At 59.9% G+C, this 20,403-nt stretch carries 20 protein-coding genes, 1 tRNA gene and 2 pseudogenes; 13 read left to right on the top strand and 10 right to left on the bottom strand.

Translation table 11 applies throughout. The annotated features are described in order from the left end of the window. The first annotated feature begins 160 nt into the window (after positions 1 to 160). Positions 161 to 505: a diguanylate cyclase gene (locus ISN39_RS12325; RefSeq protein ID WP_281438284.1), complete on the top strand. Its 345-nt coding sequence runs from the start codon at positions 161 to 163 to the stop codon at positions 503 to 505. On the opposite strand, the gene ISN39_RS12320 is transcribed toward ISN39_RS12325, so the two are convergent. Both ISN39_RS12320 and ISN39_RS12315 read right to left on the bottom strand, forming a co-directional pair. Continuing rightward, positions 493 to 1,467, bottom strand: a complete 975-nt coding sequence (locus ISN39_RS12320) for a dienelactone hydrolase family protein (protein WP_194727676.1) — start codon at positions 1,465 to 1,467, stop codon at positions 493 to 495. The genes ISN39_RS12325 and ISN39_RS12320 overlap by 13 nt on opposite strands. 267 nt (positions 1,468 to 1,734) lie before the next feature. Next, complete coding sequence (locus ISN39_RS12315) at positions 1,735 to 2,151, bottom strand: cupin domain-containing protein (protein WP_194727675.1); 417 nt, start codon at positions 2,149 to 2,151, stop codon at positions 1,735 to 1,737. Positions 2,152 to 2,584: 433 nt separating this feature from the next. Between ISN39_RS12315 and ISN39_RS12310 the strand changes: the two are divergent. Continuing rightward, positions 2,585 to 2,935: pseudogene (locus ISN39_RS12310) on the top strand (DnaB-like helicase C-terminal domain-containing protein); the annotation flags it as partial. 40 nt (positions 2,936 to 2,975) lie between these two features. Continuing rightward, a complete protein-coding gene (locus ISN39_RS12305; RefSeq protein ID WP_246763193.1) occupies positions 2,976 to 3,344 on the top strand; it encodes a hypothetical protein in 369 nt (122 codons plus the stop codon). Between the two features lie 488 nt (positions 3,345 to 3,832). Here the strand turns inward: ISN39_RS12305 and ISN39_RS37625 are convergent, their stop codons facing one another. Next, entirely contained in the window at positions 3,833 to 3,967 is a 135-nt protein-coding gene (locus tag ISN39_RS37625) for a hypothetical protein (RefSeq protein WP_281438283.1), read from the bottom strand. A gap of 76 nt (positions 3,968 to 4,043) precedes the next feature. Between ISN39_RS37625 and ISN39_RS36295 the strand changes: the two are divergent. The 4 genes and pseudogenes from ISN39_RS36295 to ISN39_RS12290 form a co-directional block, all read left to right on the top strand. Continuing rightward, positions 4,044 to 4,310 (top strand): annotated as a pseudogene (locus ISN39_RS36295) (DNA-binding protein); the annotation flags it as partial. 327 nt (positions 4,311 to 4,637) lie between these two features. Continuing rightward, the gene (locus ISN39_RS12300) at positions 4,638 to 6,722 is read left to right on the top strand and encodes a hydantoinase/oxoprolinase family protein (RefSeq protein WP_194727674.1); all 2,085 of its coding nucleotides are present in this window, start codon (positions 4,638 to 4,640) and stop codon (positions 6,720 to 6,722) included. 11 nt (positions 6,723 to 6,733) lie between these two features. Next, positions 6,734 to 8,416 carry a hydantoinase B/oxoprolinase family protein gene (locus ISN39_RS12295; RefSeq protein WP_194727673.1) on the top strand — a complete coding sequence of 561 codons (1,683 nt, stop codon included), beginning with the start codon at positions 6,734 to 6,736 and terminating at the stop codon, positions 8,414 to 8,416. Next, entirely contained in the window at positions 8,397 to 8,663 is a 267-nt protein-coding gene (locus ISN39_RS12290) for a hypothetical protein (RefSeq protein ID WP_246763192.1), read from the top strand. Before ISN39_RS12295 ends, ISN39_RS12290 begins: the two co-directional genes overlap by 20 nt. A 124-nt stretch (positions 8,664 to 8,787) precedes the next feature. Here the strand turns inward: ISN39_RS12290 and ISN39_RS12285 are convergent. The 4 genes from ISN39_RS12285 to xylF form a co-directional block, all read right to left on the bottom strand. Beyond that, positions 8,788 to 8,864: transfer RNA gene (locus tag ISN39_RS12285), tRNA-Arg, on the bottom strand. Between the two features lie 133 nt (positions 8,865 to 8,997). Next, complete coding sequence (locus ISN39_RS12280; RefSeq protein ID WP_074069166.1) at positions 8,998 to 9,780, bottom strand: ATP-binding cassette domain-containing protein; 783 nt, start codon at positions 9,778 to 9,780, stop codon at positions 8,998 to 9,000. Between the two features lie 14 nt (positions 9,781 to 9,794). Beyond that, the gene (locus ISN39_RS12275) at positions 9,795 to 11,108 is read right to left on the bottom strand and encodes a sugar ABC transporter permease (RefSeq protein WP_022717107.1); all 1,314 of its coding nucleotides are present in this window, start codon (positions 11,106 to 11,108) and stop codon (positions 9,795 to 9,797) included. 263 nt (positions 11,109 to 11,371) lie between these two features. Beyond that, positions 11,372 to 12,412, bottom strand: coding sequence for a D-xylose ABC transporter substrate-binding protein (xylF, locus tag ISN39_RS12270; protein WP_074069165.1), 1,041 nt, complete (start codon positions 12,410 to 12,412; stop codon positions 11,372 to 11,374). A 224-nt stretch (positions 12,413 to 12,636) separates the two neighbouring features. On the opposite strand from xylF, the gene ISN39_RS12265 reads away from it, so the two are divergent. From ISN39_RS12265 to ISN39_RS12240, 6 genes are all read left to right on the top strand, one after another. Next, the gene (locus ISN39_RS12265) at positions 12,637 to 13,860 is read left to right on the top strand and encodes an ROK family transcriptional regulator (RefSeq protein WP_194727672.1); all 1,224 of its coding nucleotides are present in this window, start codon (positions 12,637 to 12,639) and stop codon (positions 13,858 to 13,860) included. Between the two features lie 272 nt (positions 13,861 to 14,132). Further along, positions 14,133 to 15,542: a circularly permuted type 2 ATP-grasp protein gene (locus tag ISN39_RS12260; RefSeq protein WP_022717103.1), complete on the top strand. Its 1,410-nt coding sequence runs from the start codon at positions 14,133 to 14,135 to the stop codon at positions 15,540 to 15,542. Continuing rightward, positions 15,542 to 16,486, top strand: a complete 945-nt coding sequence (locus ISN39_RS12255) for an alpha-E domain-containing protein (protein WP_183922188.1) — start codon at positions 15,542 to 15,544, stop codon at positions 16,484 to 16,486. Before ISN39_RS12260 ends, ISN39_RS12255 begins: the two co-directional genes overlap by 1 nt. Positions 16,487 to 16,498: 12 nt before the next feature. Beyond that, positions 16,499 to 17,317 carry a transglutaminase family protein gene (locus tag ISN39_RS12250; protein ID WP_074069161.1) on the top strand — a complete coding sequence of 273 codons (819 nt, stop codon included), beginning with the start codon at positions 16,499 to 16,501 and terminating at the stop codon, positions 17,315 to 17,317. A 99-nt stretch (positions 17,318 to 17,416) separates the two neighbouring features. Then, entirely contained in the window at positions 17,417 to 17,647 is a 231-nt protein-coding gene (locus ISN39_RS12245; RefSeq protein ID WP_194727671.1) for a hypothetical protein, read from the top strand. A gap of 4 nt (positions 17,648 to 17,651) precedes the next feature. Then, positions 17,652 to 17,915, top strand: coding sequence for a DUF1488 family protein (locus ISN39_RS12240; protein ID WP_074069159.1), 264 nt, complete (start codon positions 17,652 to 17,654; stop codon positions 17,913 to 17,915). A 12-nt stretch (positions 17,916 to 17,927) separates the two neighbouring features. Here ISN39_RS12240 and ISN39_RS12235 read toward each other — a convergent pair whose 3' ends face one another. The 3 genes from ISN39_RS12235 to ISN39_RS12225 form a co-directional block, all read right to left on the bottom strand. Beyond that, a complete protein-coding gene (locus ISN39_RS12235; RefSeq protein WP_194727670.1) occupies positions 17,928 to 18,755 on the bottom strand; it encodes a transglutaminase family protein in 828 nt (275 codons plus the stop codon). A 90-nt stretch (positions 18,756 to 18,845) separates the two neighbouring features. Then, positions 18,846 to 19,721: a transglutaminase family protein gene (locus tag ISN39_RS12230; RefSeq protein ID WP_194727669.1), complete on the bottom strand. Its 876-nt coding sequence runs from the start codon at positions 19,719 to 19,721 to the stop codon at positions 18,846 to 18,848. A gap of 44 nt (positions 19,722 to 19,765) precedes the next feature. Continuing rightward, a complete protein-coding gene (locus tag ISN39_RS12225) occupies positions 19,766 to 20,008 on the bottom strand; it encodes a hypothetical protein (RefSeq protein ID WP_194727668.1) in 243 nt (80 codons plus the stop codon). Between the last annotated feature and the right edge of the window lie 395 nt (positions 20,009 to 20,403).

Below are 20,403 nucleotides of genomic sequence, written 5' to 3'. Positions count from 1 at the left end.
GCGTACGGGATCACGGTTCTGAGGGAGCGTTATGGCGGGAGTTGGTGACACAGTTGGCGTTTTCGAGTTGGGCGGCCACATCCTCCGACGTGCCCGCCTAATCGCTTAAGCAGCTTTTGCGTTGACGGTGGCTTTGGCGATCTTGGACAGCAACTGATCGGTGGAATTCGGTGCCATCTTGATCGCGGCCGATAGAGATGACGCCATGCAGGTCGCGGAACGAATCCGTCAGGAAGTCGAGAACGCGACGTTAAATCTGTCGGAGGGTGCGACGCTGCGCCTCACTGTCGGTATTGGCGGCACCACGAGCGATTTTTCCGAAGCGTCGCTCTCCGATCTGATGCGCAAGGCCGATACCTGTCTCTATGAGGCCAAGCGGCAGGGGCCGGAACCGCGTTATCTTCGACGTTGCAAGGGCTGCGTAGGTGTCGCCAGATGGCTGTCAGAATATACTATCAGCAGCACCCCCGTTCGCGATGCTTGGTCATCGAATCAGTTGAGGTGAAAGACTTCAGCTAAAAACTTCTTCACGGCGGCTTGTGCTGCCTCAGTTGCAGTCTTGTCGTAACCCCTTGTCTCACCGAGTGCCATACAAGCATCCGCATAGGTGAAGGGTTTGCCGGTCGCGACGTTGACGATCTTACCGTTTTCTTCGCGGCGCTGACAATTGCGCGGTGTCCGTGCGCTTTTATTAAGACCCGGCCGCGCATCGGGGTTATCAAATCCGTGGTACGCGTCGCGATATTCGGTCATGATAGCATCCTTCCCGGCTTCGCTGAGGCGCGTGACGTAGTCACGACAGGTAGCAGCCAGGGTCGTGTCGTCCGCCGTGCCATGGAATTCGCGGATCGGTGCATCGGCGACATCGAGTTCATCGACGAACTGAGTATTGCAGGCAGGATAGAACGAAATGTGTGCGGCAATCCGCGTTTTGCTCGGGCCATGGAGAGTTTGGAAGCGCTGCATGCTGGTGTAAAGTGCTGCGGTGCCCCCGCGCGAGAAGCCCATCACGGCGATGCGTGATGGATCGATGCGCGGGTGGGCCGCGAGCACGTCGACGGCGCGATAGGTGTCGTAGAACTGTGCGAAAGGGCTCAGTCGCGACGGGTCTATTTCAACCTCGTCTATGCCTCGCCCACCAAAGCTGTCGAGACGGAACGTGGCGATGCCCATTCTATTGAGAAAGTCGGCCCATCGGACTACCGAGACGTTCTTGTTGGTTCCGTGGAGCAAAATGACGGCTGGAAGGTGCTCATCCCAACCTGGAAATCGAAGCTGGCCGGTCAGCGTCACAGCAACGCCGTTCGCCGCGTCACCCTCCAGGAACTGCTCGTCCGTCAGGATGAGCGAGGGCACTGTCAACGTTTCGTCGGGCGGAAATTTTGGCCGGGCTTCCTCGGCGTGCCCCTGTGGTGCGAACAGTGTCACAAAGAGCAGGGTGAGGGCGGCTCCGATAAAGCGTACCATGATAAGCACCTCCGGCTTGGGGCCAACTTAGAAGGTTACGCCGCCAAGCCATTGACTCTCCCACAGCTTGTCTCGGATTGATGATGCCATCCAAGGGTGGGATTTGCTGCCGAATTCCGCAAATCTCGACCTGCTACAGCGTGTACGATCAAGATTTAGCGTACCTCCTATACGGGCGTTTCTCGTGCTTCCGCAACTGATCGTAGCTGCCCGTTCTGTAATGCTATTCGACGGCAATGGAGCTGGGTTTGCCTTTCGCTCCGACCATCACGACCAGGAGTTTCGTGGGGACGCCGCCGTTAAGGCTTGCATGGGGGTGTTCATCGGCTCCGCTACTGCCTCCCCGGCCTTATAGGTCCGTGATACACCCCCAACCCGAGTTTCCAGCGTTCCTTCCAACACATGAGCGATGACCGGCACCGGATGTTGATGAAGGTTGCTGTGACCGTTCGGTTGGATTGTAATGACCATCGAGGTTATTTCGGGCGTATCAGTCTGGGGCAGGGTCAATGGTTGGTCAGTTGCTGTTGCCGTCGTCTTCAGTAGAATTTTCCCTTCAAAGCCCACGGCTTCGTGCGAGTGATCCTGGGCAAGTACGGTCGTCGGGAACGGCGTCAACCAAGCGCACCCCGCCGCAACAGCAACGCCCAAGGTGAGGGATAACGTGCGCATAATCGTGTTCATCGCTTCCTCCATCTAGTCGAGGAATATTAGGTAATCCGAAATCAACCTAAGAGCGATAACGATGGGTTGTCAAATCAACTTTTGGGAAATAGCGCACCTGCCGCGTCCACTGGGGACCGTACGGAAAAGTTCCGCCCAATTATAATGCGGCGGCCATTAGTGAGCGGCCGCAATGGGCGGCAATGAGCGTTCGGCCGGATCAGATGGACTTCAGCTTTTGGCGCATTCCGATCGCTGTTGGCCCGAAGCGGTCTTTACCGCTTGTGGCGAATCATCAGGCCCGCTAGCTTCCGCTGCACAGGCTTGGCCCGCGCCTCCTCCCTCCTTTCGGGGAAGTATCGCACATACGGGGTGACATCATCATCATCGAACCATCTGTTCGAGCGTCGCATAAGGAGGGGTTGCGTTTCAGGCTCGGAATGGAGGTCCTTTGATGAAACTCTCTGCCCCGATCTTCCAATTGAAACGCCGAGCCAAGCTCATGGCTCGGAATAGTAACGTCCCGCTGCACGAAGCCCTGGATCAAATTGCGCGAGAGGAGGGGTTCGCAAGATGGAGCCTGCTCTCGTCTCAAATCGCAGCGGGGTCACTGTCCAAAACAATATTATCCCGGCTGAATGATAGTGATCTGCTATTGGTGGCCGGTCGGCCGGGACATGGAAAGACCTCGCTTGGACTTCAGCTTTTGCTTGACGCGGCCCGAGACGAGAGAGAAGCGGTATTATTCACGCTAGAACTTACCGAGCAGCAGGCACGCAAACACGTTCAGTCTTTGGATGAAGGCTGACACGGCGTTGCCGACAGTCTGGAAATCGTGACGTCGGATGAAATCAGACGATTTCGTCGAAGAATTCAACATCGAACGGCCCCATCAGGCCCTCGATATGGCCTGCCCAGCCGAGTGCTACAGCGCCTCACTGCGCCCCTACCGCGGACTGCCGAGTCTGGACTATCCTTTCCACGACCAGGCGGTGAGCGTCACCACATGCGGGCGCATCTGCTACAAACGCAAGAAGATCAACTTGAGCCAGGTCTTCGCCGGGCAGACCGTCGGAATCAAACAGGTCGAAGACCACATATGGCTCGCCAGCTTCATGCACTATGATCTGGGATATTTCGATGACGAGACATGCAGACTGGAACCACTTCAAAACCCGTTCGGGCCGAAAGTGTTACCTATGTCTCAGGAATAAACCGTAACCTATGTGTCCAGAATGGACCCTTCTCTGTGTCGCCGAATAAGCGCGGATCCACGAACACGGAATTCATTTAGTTTTCTGCGAGGGCCGCGAGCATAAATGCGGCTCAGGGCCGCATAAGCGTGAACTGGGAAGAGCTGTACCACCATAACTGCGGATTCAGCAAAATTGCCCTGCCGGAGGGTAATGTTGGTGCTATTGGAAACGTCTGCGATTCTCGCAGGCGAGGCAACAGGATGGTGGCGGGGGCGATGGAGCGGGGACGTTTCCCGAGAGTCAATCTCAGTCGATCCGAAATGCATGAGGCTTGAAACCTCCATATCACTCGAATCCTAACCGTTAGATTTCCTATTCATCAAATCGAACCAACAGGCATGGTGATGACGGTTTCCTAATGGTCATTCATGCTATTGGCAGACAGTTCGAACTCGAGTTCGACCGATGGGCCGCGAGAAGCCTCTCCGAGCAACTGATAGACAATTTCATGGAGCATGCGGACGCTGGCCACCTTCATTGAAGCCGTCCTTGTTTTTCTTTTCGGCCAGCATTTTTGCGTAGATGGCCGACACAATTGGGCAGGGTGGGTGACGAAGTAGCAGCGTCTTCTGTGTGATCATTATCTCTCTCCCATCGCACGGTCTGTTGATTGTTCAATCCTTTGCTAGCTGTGCCAATAGCCGGTGGAGGACGGTTGATGTCGTCCATTTGGTCGCACAGCAGCTCTTCGATCTCTCCAGGGACCTCACAGGTCTGGCCGACCGCGACATGGAGTTCAAGCTGCAGCCCGGCCGTGGCGACGAGTTTGCGTGGGGTGGTGGGCCGGATCCGAGGGACAAGCCAAAGCCAGCGGTGGAGCCGAGGGACATCTTCATTTCCTTATGCCGAACTCGGCATAAGGAAACTTATCCCGAGTCCGATACTATGCCGAGCCTATTCCCTAAGGCCCGAGATTTCCGGTAGTCTAGGATTGAAAGCTCGGCATAATTTGAACGCGTTGGAAGACCGGGTTCGGGTCCTAAGCGGACTTCGACTTCACCAGCGGCAGACCCGGCGGCTACGCTTCCGCTATTCCGTGCTGGGCCGACAAGATTAGAATTGATGTCGGCCGCGGCGGAAAACACGCGGCGGGCATCACCGCGGCGTCACACTTCGAACCGTCGCAACCGCCGATTGGGTGTCGTCGACGGAGTCGATCAATTGGCGAGGGAACTCGGGGCTTGCGCCCAGATGCTGGAAATCCGCTTCAGGGAATGTGAAGCTGCCAACCGACCAAGAATGGGGAATCAAATGGCAAACAGCGCATCACGGATTTGCCGCGTGGGGGTCGACATCGGCGGGACCTTCACGGATATCGCCCTTGAGTTGGATGGCGTGCTCCATTCGACAAAAGTCCTGACGGACTATACGGCTCCCGAGCGGGCAATACTCAGGGGGGTGGAGGCGGTCGCCGATCTCGCCGGAATCCACCTCGGAGAAATTCGGCAGTTAATCCACGGCACGACTCTCGCGACGAACGCCCTTATCGAGCGACGGGGTGCCAAAACGGCGCTCGTGACCACGGAAGGCTTCCGCGACGTTCTCGAAATGCGTACGGAAAACCGCTTCGAGCAGTATGATCTCAACATTTCGCTGCCCCCAGCGCTCATCGAGCGTGCGGATCGGTTCGTCGTTCGTGAACGTGTCGACGCCTCGGGCAAGGTGTTGTTGGCGCTTGACGGGGCGTCGGTCGCCGTCGTCGTCGATGCCATCGAGAAGGGCGGTTACGAGAGCGTCGCGATCGGCTTCATCCATGCCTACGCCAACGGCCGTCACGAGACTTTGGTCCGCGACGCGCTGCTTACCCGCATCCCCGGCCTCTCGGTTTCGATCTCCTCTGAAGTCTCACCGCAGATGCGCGAGTTCGAGCGGTTCAATACGGTCTGTGCCAATGCCTATGTGAAGCCCGCCATCAAGTCGTATCTCGACCGCCTTGTAGTGTCGCTCAAGGATATCGGTGTCGTCTGCCCGGTCTTCATGATTCATTCCGGCGGCGGCATCGTCTCGGTGGATAGCGCCTCCGAGTTTCCAGTGCGCCTCGTCGAGTCCGGCCCTGCGGGTGGCGCGATCTTCGCGGCCAACGTCGCGCGGCACCACGGTCTCGATTCGGTCGTCTCATTCGACATGGGCGGCACGACTGCGAAAATCTGCCTCATCGAAAATTATGTTCCGAAGACGGCGAAGACCTTCGAGGTCGCTCGCACCTATCGGTTCCGGAAGGGAAGCGGCATGCCGATTTCCATTCCCGTGGTCGAAATGGTGGAGATCGGGGCCGGCGGTGGTTCGATCGCGGGCGTCGACTCAATGAGGCAAATCAGGGTTGGGCCTCACAGCGCTGCCTCGGAACCCGGCCCGGCCTGTTATCAGCGGGGCGGCACGAAGCCCACCGTCACCGACGCCGATCTCATCCTCGGCAAGCTCGACCCCGACAATTTCGCGGGCGGCGCGATCAAACTCTCGGTCGAAGCCAGCCGCAAGGCTATGGTCAACGAAATCGGGTCGGAGATCGGCCTCGACGACATCGCAGCGGCATATGGAACCTGCGAACTCGTCGACGAGAACATGGCTAATGCTGGACGCGTTCACACCGTTGAGAACGGAAAGAATATCGCCGACTTCACGATGATCACCTTCGGCGGTGCGGGTCCGCTGCATGCCGCGCGCCTCTGCGAAAAGATGGGCATTACCACCTTCCTCGTGCCCCCAGGCGCGGGCGTCGGCTCAGCTATCGGCTTTCTCAGGGCACCGTTCGGCTACGAGGCTGTCAGAAGTTCCGTTTTCAATCTTTCGCGCTTCGATTGGGCCGCAGCCAACCGCCTACTCGACGATATGACGAAGGAGGCGCTCGGCTTCGTCGAAGGTGGCCTCGATGACAAGGAACCCGTCATCGAACGGACGATGTTTATGCGCTACTCCGGACAGGGCTGGGACATCCCCGTCGCTTTGTCTTTTGCCAAATTCGACGGCGGCAGCGCCGCATCGCTGGCTGAGACTTTCGAGGAGGCCTATGGGCGCTTCTTCGGCCGAGCGATCGAAGGCCTAGAAATGGAGATCGTCAGCTTGTCGGTCAAAGCGAGCTCGCCTCTTCCTCCAGCCGAACGGATCGGCTCGATCGATACGGGAAATCAGGTTCATTCGACCTCGCGCAGGCAGTTGTTCGATGCGGCTTCGGGCGTTTTTCTGGAAGCTGGCATCCACAATCGCGACGAACTGACCGCGGGGGATGTCGTCCGTGGCCCGGCGGTCATCGTCGAGCGCGAGACCTCCACAGTCATCACCGCGGCATTCAAGGCGATCGTCCAGCGTGACGAGTGTCTGCGCGTAACCCGTATCTGAGGATTGATCCAATGAACCAGTCAATGATCGACATCCATATGCAGGTCATGTGGAACCGCCTTGTTTCGGTGGTCGAGGAGCAGGCCCGGACCCTGATCCGCACCGCGTTCTCGACGAGCGTCCGCGAGGCCGGAGACCTCTCAGCAGGAGTCTTCGACCTTGCAGGCAGAATGCTTGCTCAGGCGGTGACAGGCACGCCGGGGCACGTGAACGCTATGGCGGAATCTGTCGCCCACTTCATCAACGACATCGGCCGTGACAATATTTTCGAGGGTGACGTCTACATCACGAACGACCCCTGGAAGGGGACGGGGCATCTCCATGACATCACGATCGTCACCCCGTCGTTCCATCACGGCAAACATGTTGGATATTTCGCATCGACTGCGCACGTCGTCGACGTCGGCGGTCGCGGTTTTGGACCGGATGCCCGCGAAATCTATGAAGAGGGTCTCTTCATTCCGATCATGAAATTCTTCGAACGGGGCGAGGTCAACAAGACCCTCATTCAGTTCGTAAGGAACAACGTCCGTGAAAACGACAAGGTCGTGGGCGACCTTTATGCGCTCGCGGCCTGCAATGAAACCGGGCATCGCCGCCTGGTCGACATGCTGACGGAGTTCAATCTCGCCGATCTTGACAGGATTGGCGGCTTCATCCTCAACCACAGCCGGGAGGCCACGCTCGAGCGTCTGTGCAACCTGCCGCACGGCACCTGGGCCTACTCTCTGGACCTCGACGGCTATGACGAACCTGTCCACCTGGCGGCCAAACTCACCATCGGCCCGGAAGGAGTGCTCGTTGATTTCGACGGCACTTCGGGGATGAGCAAATTCGGCATCAACGTGCCGCTTGTCTACGCCAAGGCATACGCCTGCTATGGCATTAAATGTGTCGTCGCCCCGGAAATCCCGAACAACGCTGCGTCGCTGGCACCTTTCGAGGTGGCCGCGCCGGAAGGCTGCATCCTGAACGCCAAGCGTCCGGCTCCGGTCGCGGTGCGCCATGTGCTCGGCCACTTCGTGCCGGACCTTGTGCTCGGCGCGCTCCACCAGGCTCTGCCGGGTCAAGTGCCCGCGGAAGGCGCGAGCGCGCTCTGGAACCTGCATATGAGCGTCCGTCCCGTTGCCGACCAGATCGGCGGCAAAGGCGCGGAAATACTGATGTTCAACTCCGGCGGCAGCGGTGCCCGTCCCGCGCTGGACGGGTTGAACGCCACCGCGTTTCCAAGCGGCGTTCACACCATGCCTATCGAGGCGACGGAGAATGTCGGCCCGGTCATCGTCTGGCGCAAGGAGTTGCGCGAGGGCTCTGGTGGCGCGGGTGAACTGCGCGGCGGCCTTGGGCAGACAATCGAGATTTCTGCCGCCGAGGGATACGCTTTCCGCTTCTCCGCAATGTTCGATCGTCTGGATCATCCGGCACGGGGCAGGGACGGGGGGCAGGACGGCGCAGCCGGCTCGGTTTCGCTTGATGACGGAACGAAGCTTCGCGGCAAAGGTCTGCAGTTTGTGCCCGAGGGGCGAAAGCTGGTGCTGCAGTTGCCGGGCGGTGGTGGCTTCGGCGATCCCGCGCGCCGACCGACCACGCAGGTGGAGAGCGACCGCCGCCATGGGTATATCACTCACGAACAACGCGCCGCATACGACCATGCCGAAACCACGGAGGCTCCCAATGAACATGATGGTTTTTGAAAGCTCGAGAGCTGCGACGATCAAGTCCTCGCCGTCCATGGCAGTCTCGATGGCCGCCAAGGCGATGCGCGCCAGGCGCGGGCATGTCGTCGAGTTGTCTCTTGGCGAACCCGACTTCGATACGCCTCTCCACATCGTGGACGCGGCCATCGAGGCGATGCGCCGTGGGGTGACACGCTACACCGCTCCGGATGGATGCCCGAACTCCGCGAGGCGATCCACAGCGGTTGTTGCTCCTGCGGCGTAGAAATACCGTTGGCGTTATTCGCCTGCAGTCGATCGACCACACTCAGTTCGCAATTATGGTGGCTACAGTTCGCGAACCGCGGGTGCGAGTTCGCACTTATGCGGTGACAAAGACCTTCAAAATTTGGCGCACCCGACAGGATTCGAACCTGTGACCTTTGGAATCGGAATCCAACACTCTATCCAGCTGAGCTACGGGTGCATGCCTGAGGCGGTTTGAATCGCCTGTCCGATGGCAGGTTCTTAGCCTAGCTTGCCCTGCGCTTCAATCTCCAAAATTGAAAAGTCCGCCGTTCTTGCGAGTGGCGGACTTTGGTGTTCACGGGTCCATTCGTTCACACCTGCATCGCGCCGGGGCCGGGAATCGCCTTTGGAGGCACCTTGCCAAGGATGATCATGCCGAGCACCTCGTCCTTGGTGACGTCCTCGGTGCGGGCGTGGCCGACGACCTGGCCATTCTTCATGACCGAGACGCGGTCGGCGAGGTCGAAGACGTCGTGGATGTCGTGGCTGATAAGGAAGATACCGATGCCTTCCTTCTTCAACTGCTTGATAAGCTCGCCGACCTGCGCCGTTTCCTGGGGGCCGAGGGCTGCCGTCGGCTCATCCATGATCAGGATGCGGGCGTTGAAGAGGATCGCGCGGGCGATCGCCACCGACTGCCGCTGACCTCCTGAAAGCGCCTTTACCGGCTCCTTGAAGCGCTTGAAGTTCGGGTTGAGGCGCCCCATCACCTCGCGGGCCGAGGCCTCCATGGCGACGTCGTCGAGCGTGCCCCACTTCGTTCGGATCTCGCGGCCGAGATAGAGGTTTGCGGCGGCATCGACGTTATCGGCAACGGCGAGCGTCTGGTAGATCGTCTCGATGCCGTATTTCTTCGCATCGCGCGGGTTGCGGATGTCGGCGGGTTCCCCGTTGATCAGGATGTCGCCGCCGTCGCGCTTGTAGGCACCGGAAAGAATCTTGATCAGCGTCGACTTGCCGGCGCCATTATGGCCGAGGAGGGCGACGACTTCGCCGGGGTAGAGGTCGACCGAGGCGTTGTCGACGGCGTGTATGCCACCGAAGGAGATCGAGATGTTTTTCAATTCCACAAGGGGAGTGCTTTGGTGTGTCATGGTTTGGCCTCCTCTTACTTGGCGCGGGCGCGGTAGACCGTGTCGAGCCAGACGGCGACGACAAGGACGACACCGACAACGATTCTCTGGAGCGGGCTGTCGATTCCGAGCAGTACCATGCCGGACTGCAGCGACTGCATGACGAGCGCGCCGAGCATGGCGCCGGCGATGGTGCCGGTGCCGCCCGCAAGCGACGTGCCGCCGATGACGGCAGCGGCGATGGTATAGAGTTCGTCCAGCTCGCCCTGCGCGTTCGTCGCGGCATTGAGGCGGGCGGTCGAGATTGCGCCGGCGATGGCGCACAGCAGGCCCATGAGCGCGAAGATGCGGACCGTGACCCAGCGGGTCTTGATGCCGGCGAGCTCGGCTGCCTCCGGGTTGCCGCCGATGGCGAAGACGTAGCGGCCGAAGCGCAGGCGCGTCGCGACGAAGGTCATGATCGCGCCGACGATGACGGCGATCAGAACCGGCACGGCAATGCCGTAGGGAATATCGAGGCCGGACTCCGGCCAGGGAATGCTGTTTGCCTCCGCATATCTCTTGGCGATGTTTGTCGGCCAGTAATAGTTGTTGGCGACGGCGATGGCGCCGAGCACGAGCACGCAGCCGAGGGCCGAAAGGAAGTATTCGGCCCAAAGCGGGCGCCGCGGGAAGCCGAAGCGCCGGCGCTGGCGGCGGGAATTGATGATGCTGGCAATGATGGCGAGGCAGGCGATGACGCCGACGATCCAGCTCCAGGTGGCGCCGATCGAGCCGTCCGTGCCGCCGCCCATGATGCGGAAATTGATATCCATTGGCGCGACTGTCTGGCCGCTGGTGACGAACCAGGTGGCGCCGCGCCACACCAGAAGCCCGCCGAGGGTGACGATGAAGGACGGCACGTTCAAAAAGGCGATGATCATGCCCTGGAGCATGCCGATCGATCCGCCGACGATGAGGCCGGCAGCAAGCGTGATGATCCAGGTGGCGGGACTGTTGAAGCCGAGATATTGCGGCAGCACCTGCGCCTGCAAGACGCCCATCACCATGCCGCAGAAGCCGAGCATGGAGCCGACGGAAAGGTCGATGTTGCGGGTGACGATCACCAGCACCATGCCGGTCGCCATGACGGCGACGGACGAGGTCTGGACCGAGAGGTTCCAGAGGTTGCGCGGCGTCAGGAAGAGGCCGCCGGTCATGATCTGGAAGCCGATCCAGATGATCAGCAGCGCGCCGACCATGCCGAGAAGCCGGGTGTCGATCTCCGTCGCGCGGAAGAAGCGCGCCACCGGATTGGCTTCCGCGTTGCGCGGCCCGTTGGAAGTCGTGGAATGTACCGTTTCGGCCATGGGTTTGCCGTTCCCCCATCGTTTGGGCAGGCTGCGGCGCTTTTCTTAGTCAACCGCCGCCACTTACGCCCAGTTCTTAAACTATCACCATCACCGATCTCTGCAGATCCGGTCTCAGCGGCCATGACGGCATCGGGTCGGGATGGGTAATGGCGGTCGATTAGCGGTCGCTACTGGGCTGGCGCCGGATCTCGATCCGCATCCGGCGCCGCAACGGTTTGCCGTTGCGGCGCCGGCACTGTTTTCAACCTGTCGGCAGCGATTTAGTTGCAGGCAGCAACCGAACCGGCTTTGACGCCCTGGCAGGCTTCCGCCTTGCTGATCCAGCCGGCGTCGATGACCACGTTGAGGTTGTCCTTGGTGATCGGCAGCGGCTTCAGGAAGACGGACTGCATGGCGACGCCCTTCGGGCCGCCGTTGAAGGTCTCAACGCCTTCGATCTTGTCCATGGTCTTGCCGGCGGCGAGATCGAGGGCGATTTCGGCGGCGCGCTTGCCGAGCTCGCGCGAGTCCTTCCAGACCGAGACCGTCTGGGTGCCGAGGGCGACGCGGTTGAGTGCTGCCTTGTCGGCGTCCTGTCCGGAGACCGGGACTGAACCAGCGAGACCCTGTGCGTCGAGAGCGGCGATTGCGCCACCGGCCGTGCCGTCGTTCGAAGCAACAACGGCGTCAACCTTGTTGTCGTTGGCGGTGAGGAACTGTTCCATGTTGCGCTGCGCGTTTTCCGGCTTCCAGCCGTCGGTATAGGCTTCGCCGACATTCTTGATCTTGCCGGCGTCGACTGCGGCCTTCAGCACTTCCATCTGGCCCGAGAACAGGAAGTCTGCGTTCGGGTCGGACGAGGAACCCTTGATGAAGACGTAGTTGCCTTCAGGCTTTGCGTCGAAGACGCCCTTTGCCTGCATGCGGCCGACTTCCTTGTTGTCGAAGGTGATGTAGAAGGCTGCCGGATTTTCGATCAGGCGGTCGTAGCCGACCACCGGGATGCCTTCGGCGGCGGCCTTTTCGATGGCGGGAGCGATGGCATCGGAGTCCTGCGCAAGCACGATGAGGGCGTTCGCGCCCTGCGAGATCAGCGATTCAACGTCCGTCAGCTGCTTTGCGGCAGACGACTGGGCGTCAGCAGAGATGTATTTTGCGCCCTTGGCCTCGAGGGCCTTCTTGATGGCGGCTTCGTCGGTCTTCCAGCGCTCTTCCTGGAAATTCGACCAGGAAACGCCGACGACGAGATCGGCAGCCATGGCCGCCGTGTGCACGGAAATGAGGATGGCCGTGCCGGCCATCAGCTTCAAAATAGACTTCATATTGTCCTCCCGAATGAATTGCGGTCGACCCAGCCCGAATGTTTCCTCCGGCCGCCGCGGATCGCTGTCCAGAAATCGATGAATTATTTTCTCGACAGTCGAGAAATTTAGTGTCAGAGATTTTTTCAACTGTCAACACCGCACTACCGGCTAAATTCCATTGCGAAGATCGGCTGGAGATTCGGTGTGAAAGCGGGGCGGAATACGGGGAGAGGGCGGCATTCATGCTGACCAAATCGAGCACGGAGCTGGTCCGGCAGAGGAATAGCGTGCTGGTGCTTTCCGCTCTTCGCCGCCACGGTGCGGTCGCGCATACCGAGATTTCCGACTACACGCGCCTGTCCTCCGCGACGGTTTCTGCGATCACCGCCGATCTCGAAAAGGCGCAGATCATCGAGAAATCGGAGCACCAGGCGGCAAGCGGAAGAGGACGGCCACGCGTGCTTTTCCGGCAGCGGCGGGACTGCGGCTATCTGATCGTGGTCATCATCTCGTCGGACGCCGTGCAATATTCGCTGGTGGATTACGCCGGCAAGCTGATCGATCGCTTCAGCGAGGAACGTTCGCATGACCCTGCCGGGGCGGCGCGCTTCGCGGCTGCGGTCAAGGCGGGTCTGTCACGTATCCTGGAGCGTTCCAGGATCAGCCGCAACAAAGTCTTGCTGATCTCAATCAGCAGCAAAGGGCTAGTGAATTCGCTCGAGCCCGTGCTCGTCTGGTCGCCGATCTTCGGGAGCGAGCAGATCGATTTCGAATCGGCGCTGCGTCCGGAATGGCAGGCGAAGATTATCCTGGACAATGAAACACTGCTCGTCGCCGCCGCGCTCGGCGCGCGCGAGGAGAATGTAAAGGGCGAGGATTTCCGCTCGCTTGGCGCACTCTCGCTCGGCCACAGCATCGGGCTCGGCATTGTCAGGCGCACGCCGCATGGCGGCCACGAGATATCGGCGCCGAATTTCGGGCATATGCTGCACATGGCCAATGGCGGTCTCTGTCGTTGCGGCGCCAAGGGATGCATTGAGGCGCATGCCGGGTTCTATGCGATCCTTCGAACGGCCTTCGAAGTGCCGCTCGATACGATCCCGGCAAAATTCGTGCCGGTCGCCGAACTCGACAAGATCGCCGCGCAGGCTCGCCAGGGGCATCGCATGCCGGCCTTCGCCTTCCGCCAGGCGGGCCTCGCGCTCGGCAACGGGCTGTCGCGCGTGCTGAGCCTGACGGAGCGCATGCCGGTCGCAATCACCGGGCCGGGCACGCGCTACTACGATCTGCTGCGGCAGGGGATTGAGGAGGGCCTTGGGCAATCGCATATAGTGCGCATGGAAGGCATGCCGGAATTGCGAGTGGTCGCAGACGAGCAGAACCTTGTCTTCGAAGGACATCTGAACCGGGCGCTTGGCGTGATCGACGAAGATATCGTCAATGCAGGCGGACCGGGGCACGGCTGAGCGATCGGCCGTTGCGGGCGCACTCCACGCAAAGTCCACTGGCGCGATTTGCCTCGACGGGGCGGGCGGAAAATAATCACATGCCCACTTTTTGGTCGTGCTCGCTCGACCGGCCGTCCAGGCCCTCGCGATGCAGCCGCCTAAATGCCCGGTTTTTCGGCTGTTTTTGGCGCCGAGGAGGATTTTAGGAATCTTCTCTTCGAACTGTGCATGGTTCTTGCATTGCCTTTTGCATTGTATTCAAATGAACAAAAAGAAGGGGAGCCACACCTTTGGCATTTGATGAAATGATCACCGGGGATGAAAATCCCCGTCAGCCATATGAGAAATATTTCGAGTGGTACAATGCCCAGGACAGGGCGCATCTGATTGCCAAATCTCGCGACGCGGAAAACATCTTCCGGAAAACCGGCATCACCTTCGCAGTTTACGGACATGCGGATTCCTCCGAGAAGCTCATTCCCTTCGACATCATCCCGCGCATCATTTCCGGCCGCGAATGGCGGAAGCTCGCTCAGGGCATCGAGCAGCGCGTGATTGCGCTGAATGCCTTCCTGGACGACATCTACCACAAGCAGGAGATCATCCGCGCCGGCCGCATTCCGCGTGAGCTGATCGAGAAGAACGATACGTTTCTTTCCGAGATGATCGGCTTCCGCCCCCCCGGCGGCGTCTATACGCATATCGTCGGCACCGACATCGTGCGCACCGGCGAGGATCAGTTCTACGTGCTGGAAGACAATGCCCGCACACCGTCCGGCGTCAGCTATATGCTGGAAAACCGGGAAACCATGATGCAGATGTTTCCGGAACTCTTCCACGAGAACAAGGTCCAGCGCGTCGAGGACTACCCGTATCTGCTGCGCCAATCGCTTGCCTCGCTCGCCCCTCCCGGCTGCAAGGGCAAGCCGCGCGTCGCCGTGCTGACGCCCGGCATCTACAATTCCGCTTATTACGAGCATTCGTTCCTCGCCGACATGATGGGCGTGGAACTGGTGGAGGGGGCGGATCTGCGCGTCATCGACGGCAAGGTGAAGATGCGCACGACCCGCGGCTATGAGGCGATCGACGTGCTTTATCGCCGCGTCGATGACGACTTCCTCGATCCGCTGACATTCCGTGCCGATTCCGCCCTCGGCATTCCGGGCATCATGGATGTCTACCGCTCCGGCAACATCACCATCGCCAATGCGCCGGGCACCGGCATCTGCGACGACAAGGCGATCTATTCCTACATGCCGGAGATCGTCGAGTTCTATACCGGCCGGAAGGCGCTTCTCGAAAACGTGCCGACCTGGCGCTGCTCGGAGGCCGACAGCCTCAAATATGTGCTGGAACACCTCGAAGAACTCGTCGTGAAAGAGGTGCATGGCTCCGGGGGCTACGGCATGCTGGTCGGCCCGACGGCCTCGAAAAAGGAGCGGGCCGATTTTGCCGAAAAGCTGAAGGCCCGACCGAACAACTACATCGCCCAGCCGACGCTGTCGCTCTCCACGGTGCCGATCCTCGTCAACAAGGGCATCGCACCGCGCCATGTGGACCTGCGGCCCTATGTGCTGGTTTCCGACAAGGTGCAGATCATTCCGGGCGGCTTGACCCGCGTCGCGCTGAAGCAGGGCTCGCTGGTCGTCAATTCGAGCCAGGGCGGCGGTACCAAAGACACTTGGGTATTGGAGGATTGATGCTCGGAAGAACTGCAAACGGACTCTACTGGATGTTCCGTTACATCGAGCGCGCCGAGAATATCGCGCGTCTTATCGATGCCGGCCTGCGCATGTCGCTGACCCGAAGCGGCACAGGCGACGACGACTGGGATGGCGTGCTGCAGAGTGCGGGTGTCCGCGAAGCCTACGACGAAGGGCACGCCAAACTCACCAGGGTCGATGCGATCGACTATCTGCTGCGCGATCATTCGAACCCGTCGAGCGTGATGTCGTGCATCGATTCCGGCCGCAACAACGCCCGCATGGTTCGCACGGCTCTGACGCGCGAGACCTGGGAGGCGACCAACGAATGCTGGATCGAGCTCAAGGCCCTGCTTTCCAAGCGCCTCAAGGCGGCCGAAATGCCCGAGGTCATCGATGTCATCAAGCGGCGCGCGGGCCTTATCCGCGGGGCCTTTCATGGCTCGATGCTGAGAAACGAGCTCTATAACTTCGCGCGCATCGGCACCTTCATCGAGCGGGCGGACAATACGAGCCGCATTCTCGACGTGAAGTACTACGTGCTGCTGCCATCCATCTCGCAGGTGGGGTCCTCGATCGACAATGTGCAGTGGGAATCGATCCTGCGTTCGGTTTCAGCGCACCGTTCCTATAGCTGGGCCTATGATGAGGAGTACAAGGCGGCCAATATCGCCGACTTCCTGATCTTGAATGGCCAGATGCCGCGGTCGCTGGCCTATTGCTACGAAAAGATCGTCAGCAACCTCGGCTATATATCGAGCAGTTACGGTGGTGAACGGCTGTCGGCCCACGATACCGCCGACGCCATCCGGACATCATTGCAAACGAGGCAGATCAAGGACGTCATGGACCAGGGGCTGCACGAATTCCTTGAGGATTTCGTCAATCGCAACAACCAGCTGGGCATGGAAATTTCCGACGGCTATCGGTTCTACGTATAAGCGGGGCATGAGATGAGACTGAAGATTAGCCATGTCACCGAATACCACTACGACGAGCCGTCGCAGTTCTCGCTGCAGCGGCTGCGCCTGACACCGCCCTCAGCCTTCGGTCAAAGCGTTTTGAACTGGTCGTTGCATGTCGAAGGCGCCAAGCCAGAGGTGGAGTATGACGACCAGTTCGGCAACCATGTGAACCTCGTCTCGCTGCAAGGCGAACAGCAGGTGACGCGCATCGTCGCCGAGGGTGAAGTCGAAACCGAAGATCGCAATGGAGTGACCGGCCCGCATACAGGCTTCTGCCCGCTTTGGCTGTTCCTGCGCGACACGCCGCGCACCAAGCCCGGCAGGCTCATCAGGGAACTCATACGGACAGTAAACGGCGACAATGAACTCGCGCTGATGCACGCGCTGATGGGGGCCATTCACGAAGCGGTCGACTACAAGCCTGGAACCAGCAACACGGACACGACCGCCGAACAGGCGATGGAGAAGAAGAGCGGCGTTTGCCAGGACCACGCCCACATCTTCGTTTCGGCGGCCCGCGCACTGCAGGTGCCGACGCGCTATGTCTCCGGCTACCTGATGATGGAGGGAAAGGCGGAGCAGGCCGCGACGCATGCTTGGGGCGAAGCGCACATTCCTGGCCTCGGCTGGGTCGGCTTCGATCCGGCAAACGACATCTGCCCCGATGCCCGCTACGTCCGCGTCGCTTCCGGCCTGTGCTACCGCGACGCAGCCCCTGTTTCCGGCATGCGCATCGGCACGCCGGGCGAGAAACTCTCGGTCATGGTCAAGGTCGAAGATCAGGGCCAGATGCAAAGCCAGAGCTGATGGCCAGCGTGGCTTAAAACTATTCGCAGAAAAGAAGATCGGAAGATTTTCATTTTGGCGTTACTTAGATTTCGGCTCAAAGCCGTGCTATAATAAGCCATGGCTTATTCTTCGAAAGATCTGGAGCTTTCCCGCCGGCGCGTGGCGGAAGACAGAAAGCACATCGCGGCGCAGGAAGCCCATATTGCGGGTGTTTTACTGCGGGGAGAACCGACCTCGCTGGCCACAGAACAGCTCGTCGATTTCAATCAGCAACTGCGTGCCCACACTTTTGAATGCGATCTGATCGCTGCAGCTCTTCGCGCTGACCGCGCTCATTTGGAGGACTAACCGAATGACGCTTATCTTTCCCAACAGAAGCCGTACTTTCGACGAAACGAGGAAGGCTGTACGCTTTACCGGCTACGACGGCATGTTCGAAATCAGGTTTCTCGTCGAAGCAGCCGCGCTTGGACAATCCGCTGCGGCGAACGCTTCGGAGCTTGCCTGTCTCAATGCCTTTGACGCCGCACGCTCTACGATCCAGGAAGCAGCCGCCAGAGCCTATGCAAATCGGCGCGGAAACAATCTGACGCTCACCGCACGGGATTTCCGCTGATCGTGAAAATGTTCAGGAGATGGCGTCGTTATCGCTGGGCACCTCTTCCGTCACGACATCGAACTGCTTCAATACAGCCGGGCCGAAAGCGGTCGAGATGGCCACATCCGTCGCATCGCGGCCGGTTCCCATCAGTATGCGGCCGATGCGCGGAACGTTGTGCCGGGCATCGACCGTATGCCAGTGGCCGCCCAGATAGACTTCGAACCAGGCACTGAAATCCATCGGCGCGGGATCGGGCGGCACGCCGATATCGCCGAGATATCCTGTGCAATAGCGCGCTGGTATGTTCAGGCAGCGGCAGAGCGTTATGGCAAGATGCGCGAAGTCGCGGCAGACGCCGGTCTTGTCGCAATAGCCACCATGCGCGGTACGGAGTAGATCGGCTTTCAGGTAGTCGAATTCGATATGGCCGTGCACGAAATCGGCAATGGCCTGCACCCGCGGCCAGCCGAGTTTCGTCTTCGAGAACGTCGCCCAGGCGAAATCGCTCAACCGGTCCGTATCGCAATAACGGCTGCCGAGAAGGAAAACGAGCACGTCGTCCGGCAGGTCCTTGATCTCGTGTTGCTGCGCATCCAGCGGCACCGCATCCGGCTGGCCGCTGTCGTAGATCTCGAACACGGTCGAAATCGTGGTCAGTCCCGGCGGGGCGACGATGCGTGTGCAGGAATTCCCGAAACTATCCGTGTAGTTCCACGCCGCGATCGGCTGGCTGAACGACAGCACCTGATCCGTCAGAAGGTCGGGACGCCGCGAGGGGTGGACATTGAGGACGAGAAGCATTGGCGTTGGCTGCACACATTCATAGCCGATCGTGAAACCAGCGCGAATCTTCATGGAAGCTCCTTCGTTCAGCAAGCCCGCAGGCCATCAAGGAACGCCAGCAGAACCTTTCGGTTCCACAGGGAAGAGACCCTTCGCCATATTTTACTGTTGGGTGGTGACGTTGACCTGCACAACCAGGTCGTCGAAATCGTCCGCCGCTCCGTCATAGCTGCCCCAGAGCGGAACCGCCTGGCGAGGATCGCGCGCAACGCCGACGCGGATCAGATCGTGGTTGCCGACGATGCCGTTCGTGGGATCGAATTCCACCCAGCCGGCGCCCGGGAGATAAACCTGGCACCAGGCATGCGTCGAGCCGCCGCCGAGCGTCGTCGAGCCGTCGCGATCCGGCACGTAGATATAGCCGGTGACGAAACGGGCGGCCAGGCCAAGCGAACGCGCCGCTTCCATCATCAGCAGGGCAAAGTCGCGGCAAGTTCCCTGCCGCATCATCAGCGTCTGGATCGGAGCCTGCGTTCCATGTTCAGAGCGGCGGGCATAGACGAAACTCTCGTGGATCGCATAGCAGAGCGTCATCAGGACGTGGCCTGTCTGGCCCGACGAGCGTGTTCCGACGAACTGATGCGCCCAGTGTGCGACCGCACCACCCGGATCCTCGTAGTGGCGCGTGATCGTGCAGGAAAGATCCGTCATCTCCTCGTCGTCGTAGGAAAAAGGGTAGGTTAGCGCCTTTCGATCGATTTCGAGATCGAGCGGCACCTGCGGCGTGTGGTCGAGGCGAATATTGGTCTCGAACCGCAACTGATCGGCCGGCCGGTCTATATCCACGAGCGCAATGCAATTCCCGAAGACGTCGTGTATCCAGCGGATTCCTGCCGGTTCCGGATCGATCGTCATCGTTGCATCCAGAAGGCGCTGGTCGAAGCTGTCCCGCGGGCGGAAAAGCACGCGGTGCTGGCCAAAGGCAACGGGCCGTTTATAGGAATAATGCGTGATGTGCTTGACGGAATAAACGGTCATCCTGCCTCGCCCGCCCCGGAGCTTTGATACGATAAGGGCTGTGGCTATTCGAATTCCGGCACCAGACCTGAGCGAAACAGGATCACCGATGGGCCTTGTTCGCCGATGGCATGGTTTTTCTCGCTGCACCAGACGACGACCCCATGATAATCCTTGACGAGCGTCTGGGCGATATAGACGGCCGTTTCTTCCCTCTTCATCTGCCGAGGCTCGAATGCCGGAATCAGGGTACCGTGCTCATCCTTGTTGAAGGCACTGAGCACAATCGATTTTTGCACTCCAGGCATGGTTCCCTCCCTACCGCGGTAACGGCGGCGAGGCGAGAACGTTCCGGAAGAAATGCGGTTCGCAAAGAAAAAGGCGGAACTTTCGTACCGCCTTTTGACGCTGGTGACCGTTTGGCCCCAGGGGCTGCGCGGTCCATCGGGATCTTCGAGCCGCACGGGCCGACCAGGAAATCGACGTCACCCTTATCGGCCTGTATGACCGTTTGATGTAAGCTGGCCATAGCCGCCCTCGAACGGCACTTGCGGCTTGAACCAGGCGGCGGCGCGTGGCCAGTTCATCGAAAACCTCGAGCTGGATGGTGCGTAAGGCCTGGATCGGCGCCGCCATGGCAGTCGGCGACGCGGCGCTGAAGCGCCTTTTCTATCCACCAACCAACGAAAAAGGCGGGCTTCAC

The sequence above is a fragment of the Rhizobium sp. 007 genome (assembly GCF_015353075.1).
Taxonomy (GTDB): Bacteria; Pseudomonadota; Alphaproteobacteria; order Rhizobiales; family Rhizobiaceae; genus Rhizobium.
Note: the sequence above shows the minus strand (reverse complement) of the source record. Positions and strands in the feature narration are given on the sequence as shown.

Excerpts from the sequence above, each read along its gene's own strand:
- ISN39_RS12255 (WP_183922188.1), top strand. The coding sequence starts at position 15,542 with ATGCTCGGAAGAACTGCAAACGGACTCTACTGGATGTTCCGTTACATC.
- ISN39_RS12240 (WP_074069159.1), top strand. The coding sequence starts at position 17,652 with ATGACGCTTATCTTTCCCAACAGAAGCCGTACTTTCGACGAAACGAGG.
- ISN39_RS12230 (WP_194727669.1), bottom strand. The coding sequence starts at position 19,721 with ATGACCGTTTATTCCGTCAAGCACATCACGCATTATTCCTATAAACGG.
- ISN39_RS12265 (WP_194727672.1), top strand. The coding sequence starts at position 12,637 with ATGCTGACCAAATCGAGCACGGAGCTGGTCCGGCAGAGGAATAGCGTG.
- ISN39_RS12225 (WP_194727668.1), bottom strand. The coding sequence starts at position 20,008 with ATGCCTGGAGTGCAAAAATCGATTGTGCTCAGTGCCTTCAACAAGGAT.
- ISN39_RS12280 (WP_074069166.1), bottom strand. The coding sequence starts at position 9,780 with ATGACACACCAAAGCACTCCCCTTGTGGAATTGAAAAACATCTCGATC.
- ISN39_RS12250 (WP_074069161.1), top strand. The coding sequence starts at position 16,499 with ATGAGACTGAAGATTAGCCATGTCACCGAATACCACTACGACGAGCCG.
- ISN39_RS12305 (WP_246763193.1), top strand. The coding sequence starts at position 2,976 with ATGAAATCAGACGATTTCGTCGAAGAATTCAACATCGAACGGCCCCAT.
- ISN39_RS12235 (WP_194727670.1), bottom strand. The coding sequence starts at position 18,755 with ATGAAGATTCGCGCTGGTTTCACGATCGGCTATGAATGTGTGCAGCCA.
- ISN39_RS12295 (WP_194727673.1), top strand. The coding sequence starts at position 6,734 with ATGAACCAGTCAATGATCGACATCCATATGCAGGTCATGTGGAACCGC.
- ISN39_RS12315 (WP_194727675.1), bottom strand. The coding sequence starts at position 2,151 with ATGAACACGATTATGCGCACGTTATCCCTCACCTTGGGCGTTGCTGTT.
- ISN39_RS37625 (WP_281438283.1), bottom strand. The coding sequence starts at position 3,967 with ATGATCACACAGAAGACGCTGCTACTTCGTCACCCACCCTGCCCAATT.
- ISN39_RS12245 (WP_194727671.1), top strand. The coding sequence starts at position 17,417 with ATGGCTTATTCTTCGAAAGATCTGGAGCTTTCCCGCCGGCGCGTGGCG.
- ISN39_RS12320 (WP_194727676.1), bottom strand. The coding sequence starts at position 1,467 with ATGGTACGCTTTATCGGAGCCGCCCTCACCCTGCTCTTTGTGACACTG.
- ISN39_RS12300 (WP_194727674.1), top strand. The coding sequence starts at position 4,638 with ATGGCAAACAGCGCATCACGGATTTGCCGCGTGGGGGTCGACATCGGC.
- ISN39_RS12290 (WP_246763192.1), top strand. The coding sequence starts at position 8,397 with ATGAACATGATGGTTTTTGAAAGCTCGAGAGCTGCGACGATCAAGTCC.
- ISN39_RS12275 (WP_022717107.1), bottom strand. The coding sequence starts at position 11,108 with ATGGCCGAAACGGTACATTCCACGACTTCCAACGGGCCGCGCAACGCG.
- xylF (WP_074069165.1), bottom strand. The coding sequence starts at position 12,412 with ATGAAGTCTATTTTGAAGCTGATGGCCGGCACGGCCATCCTCATTTCC.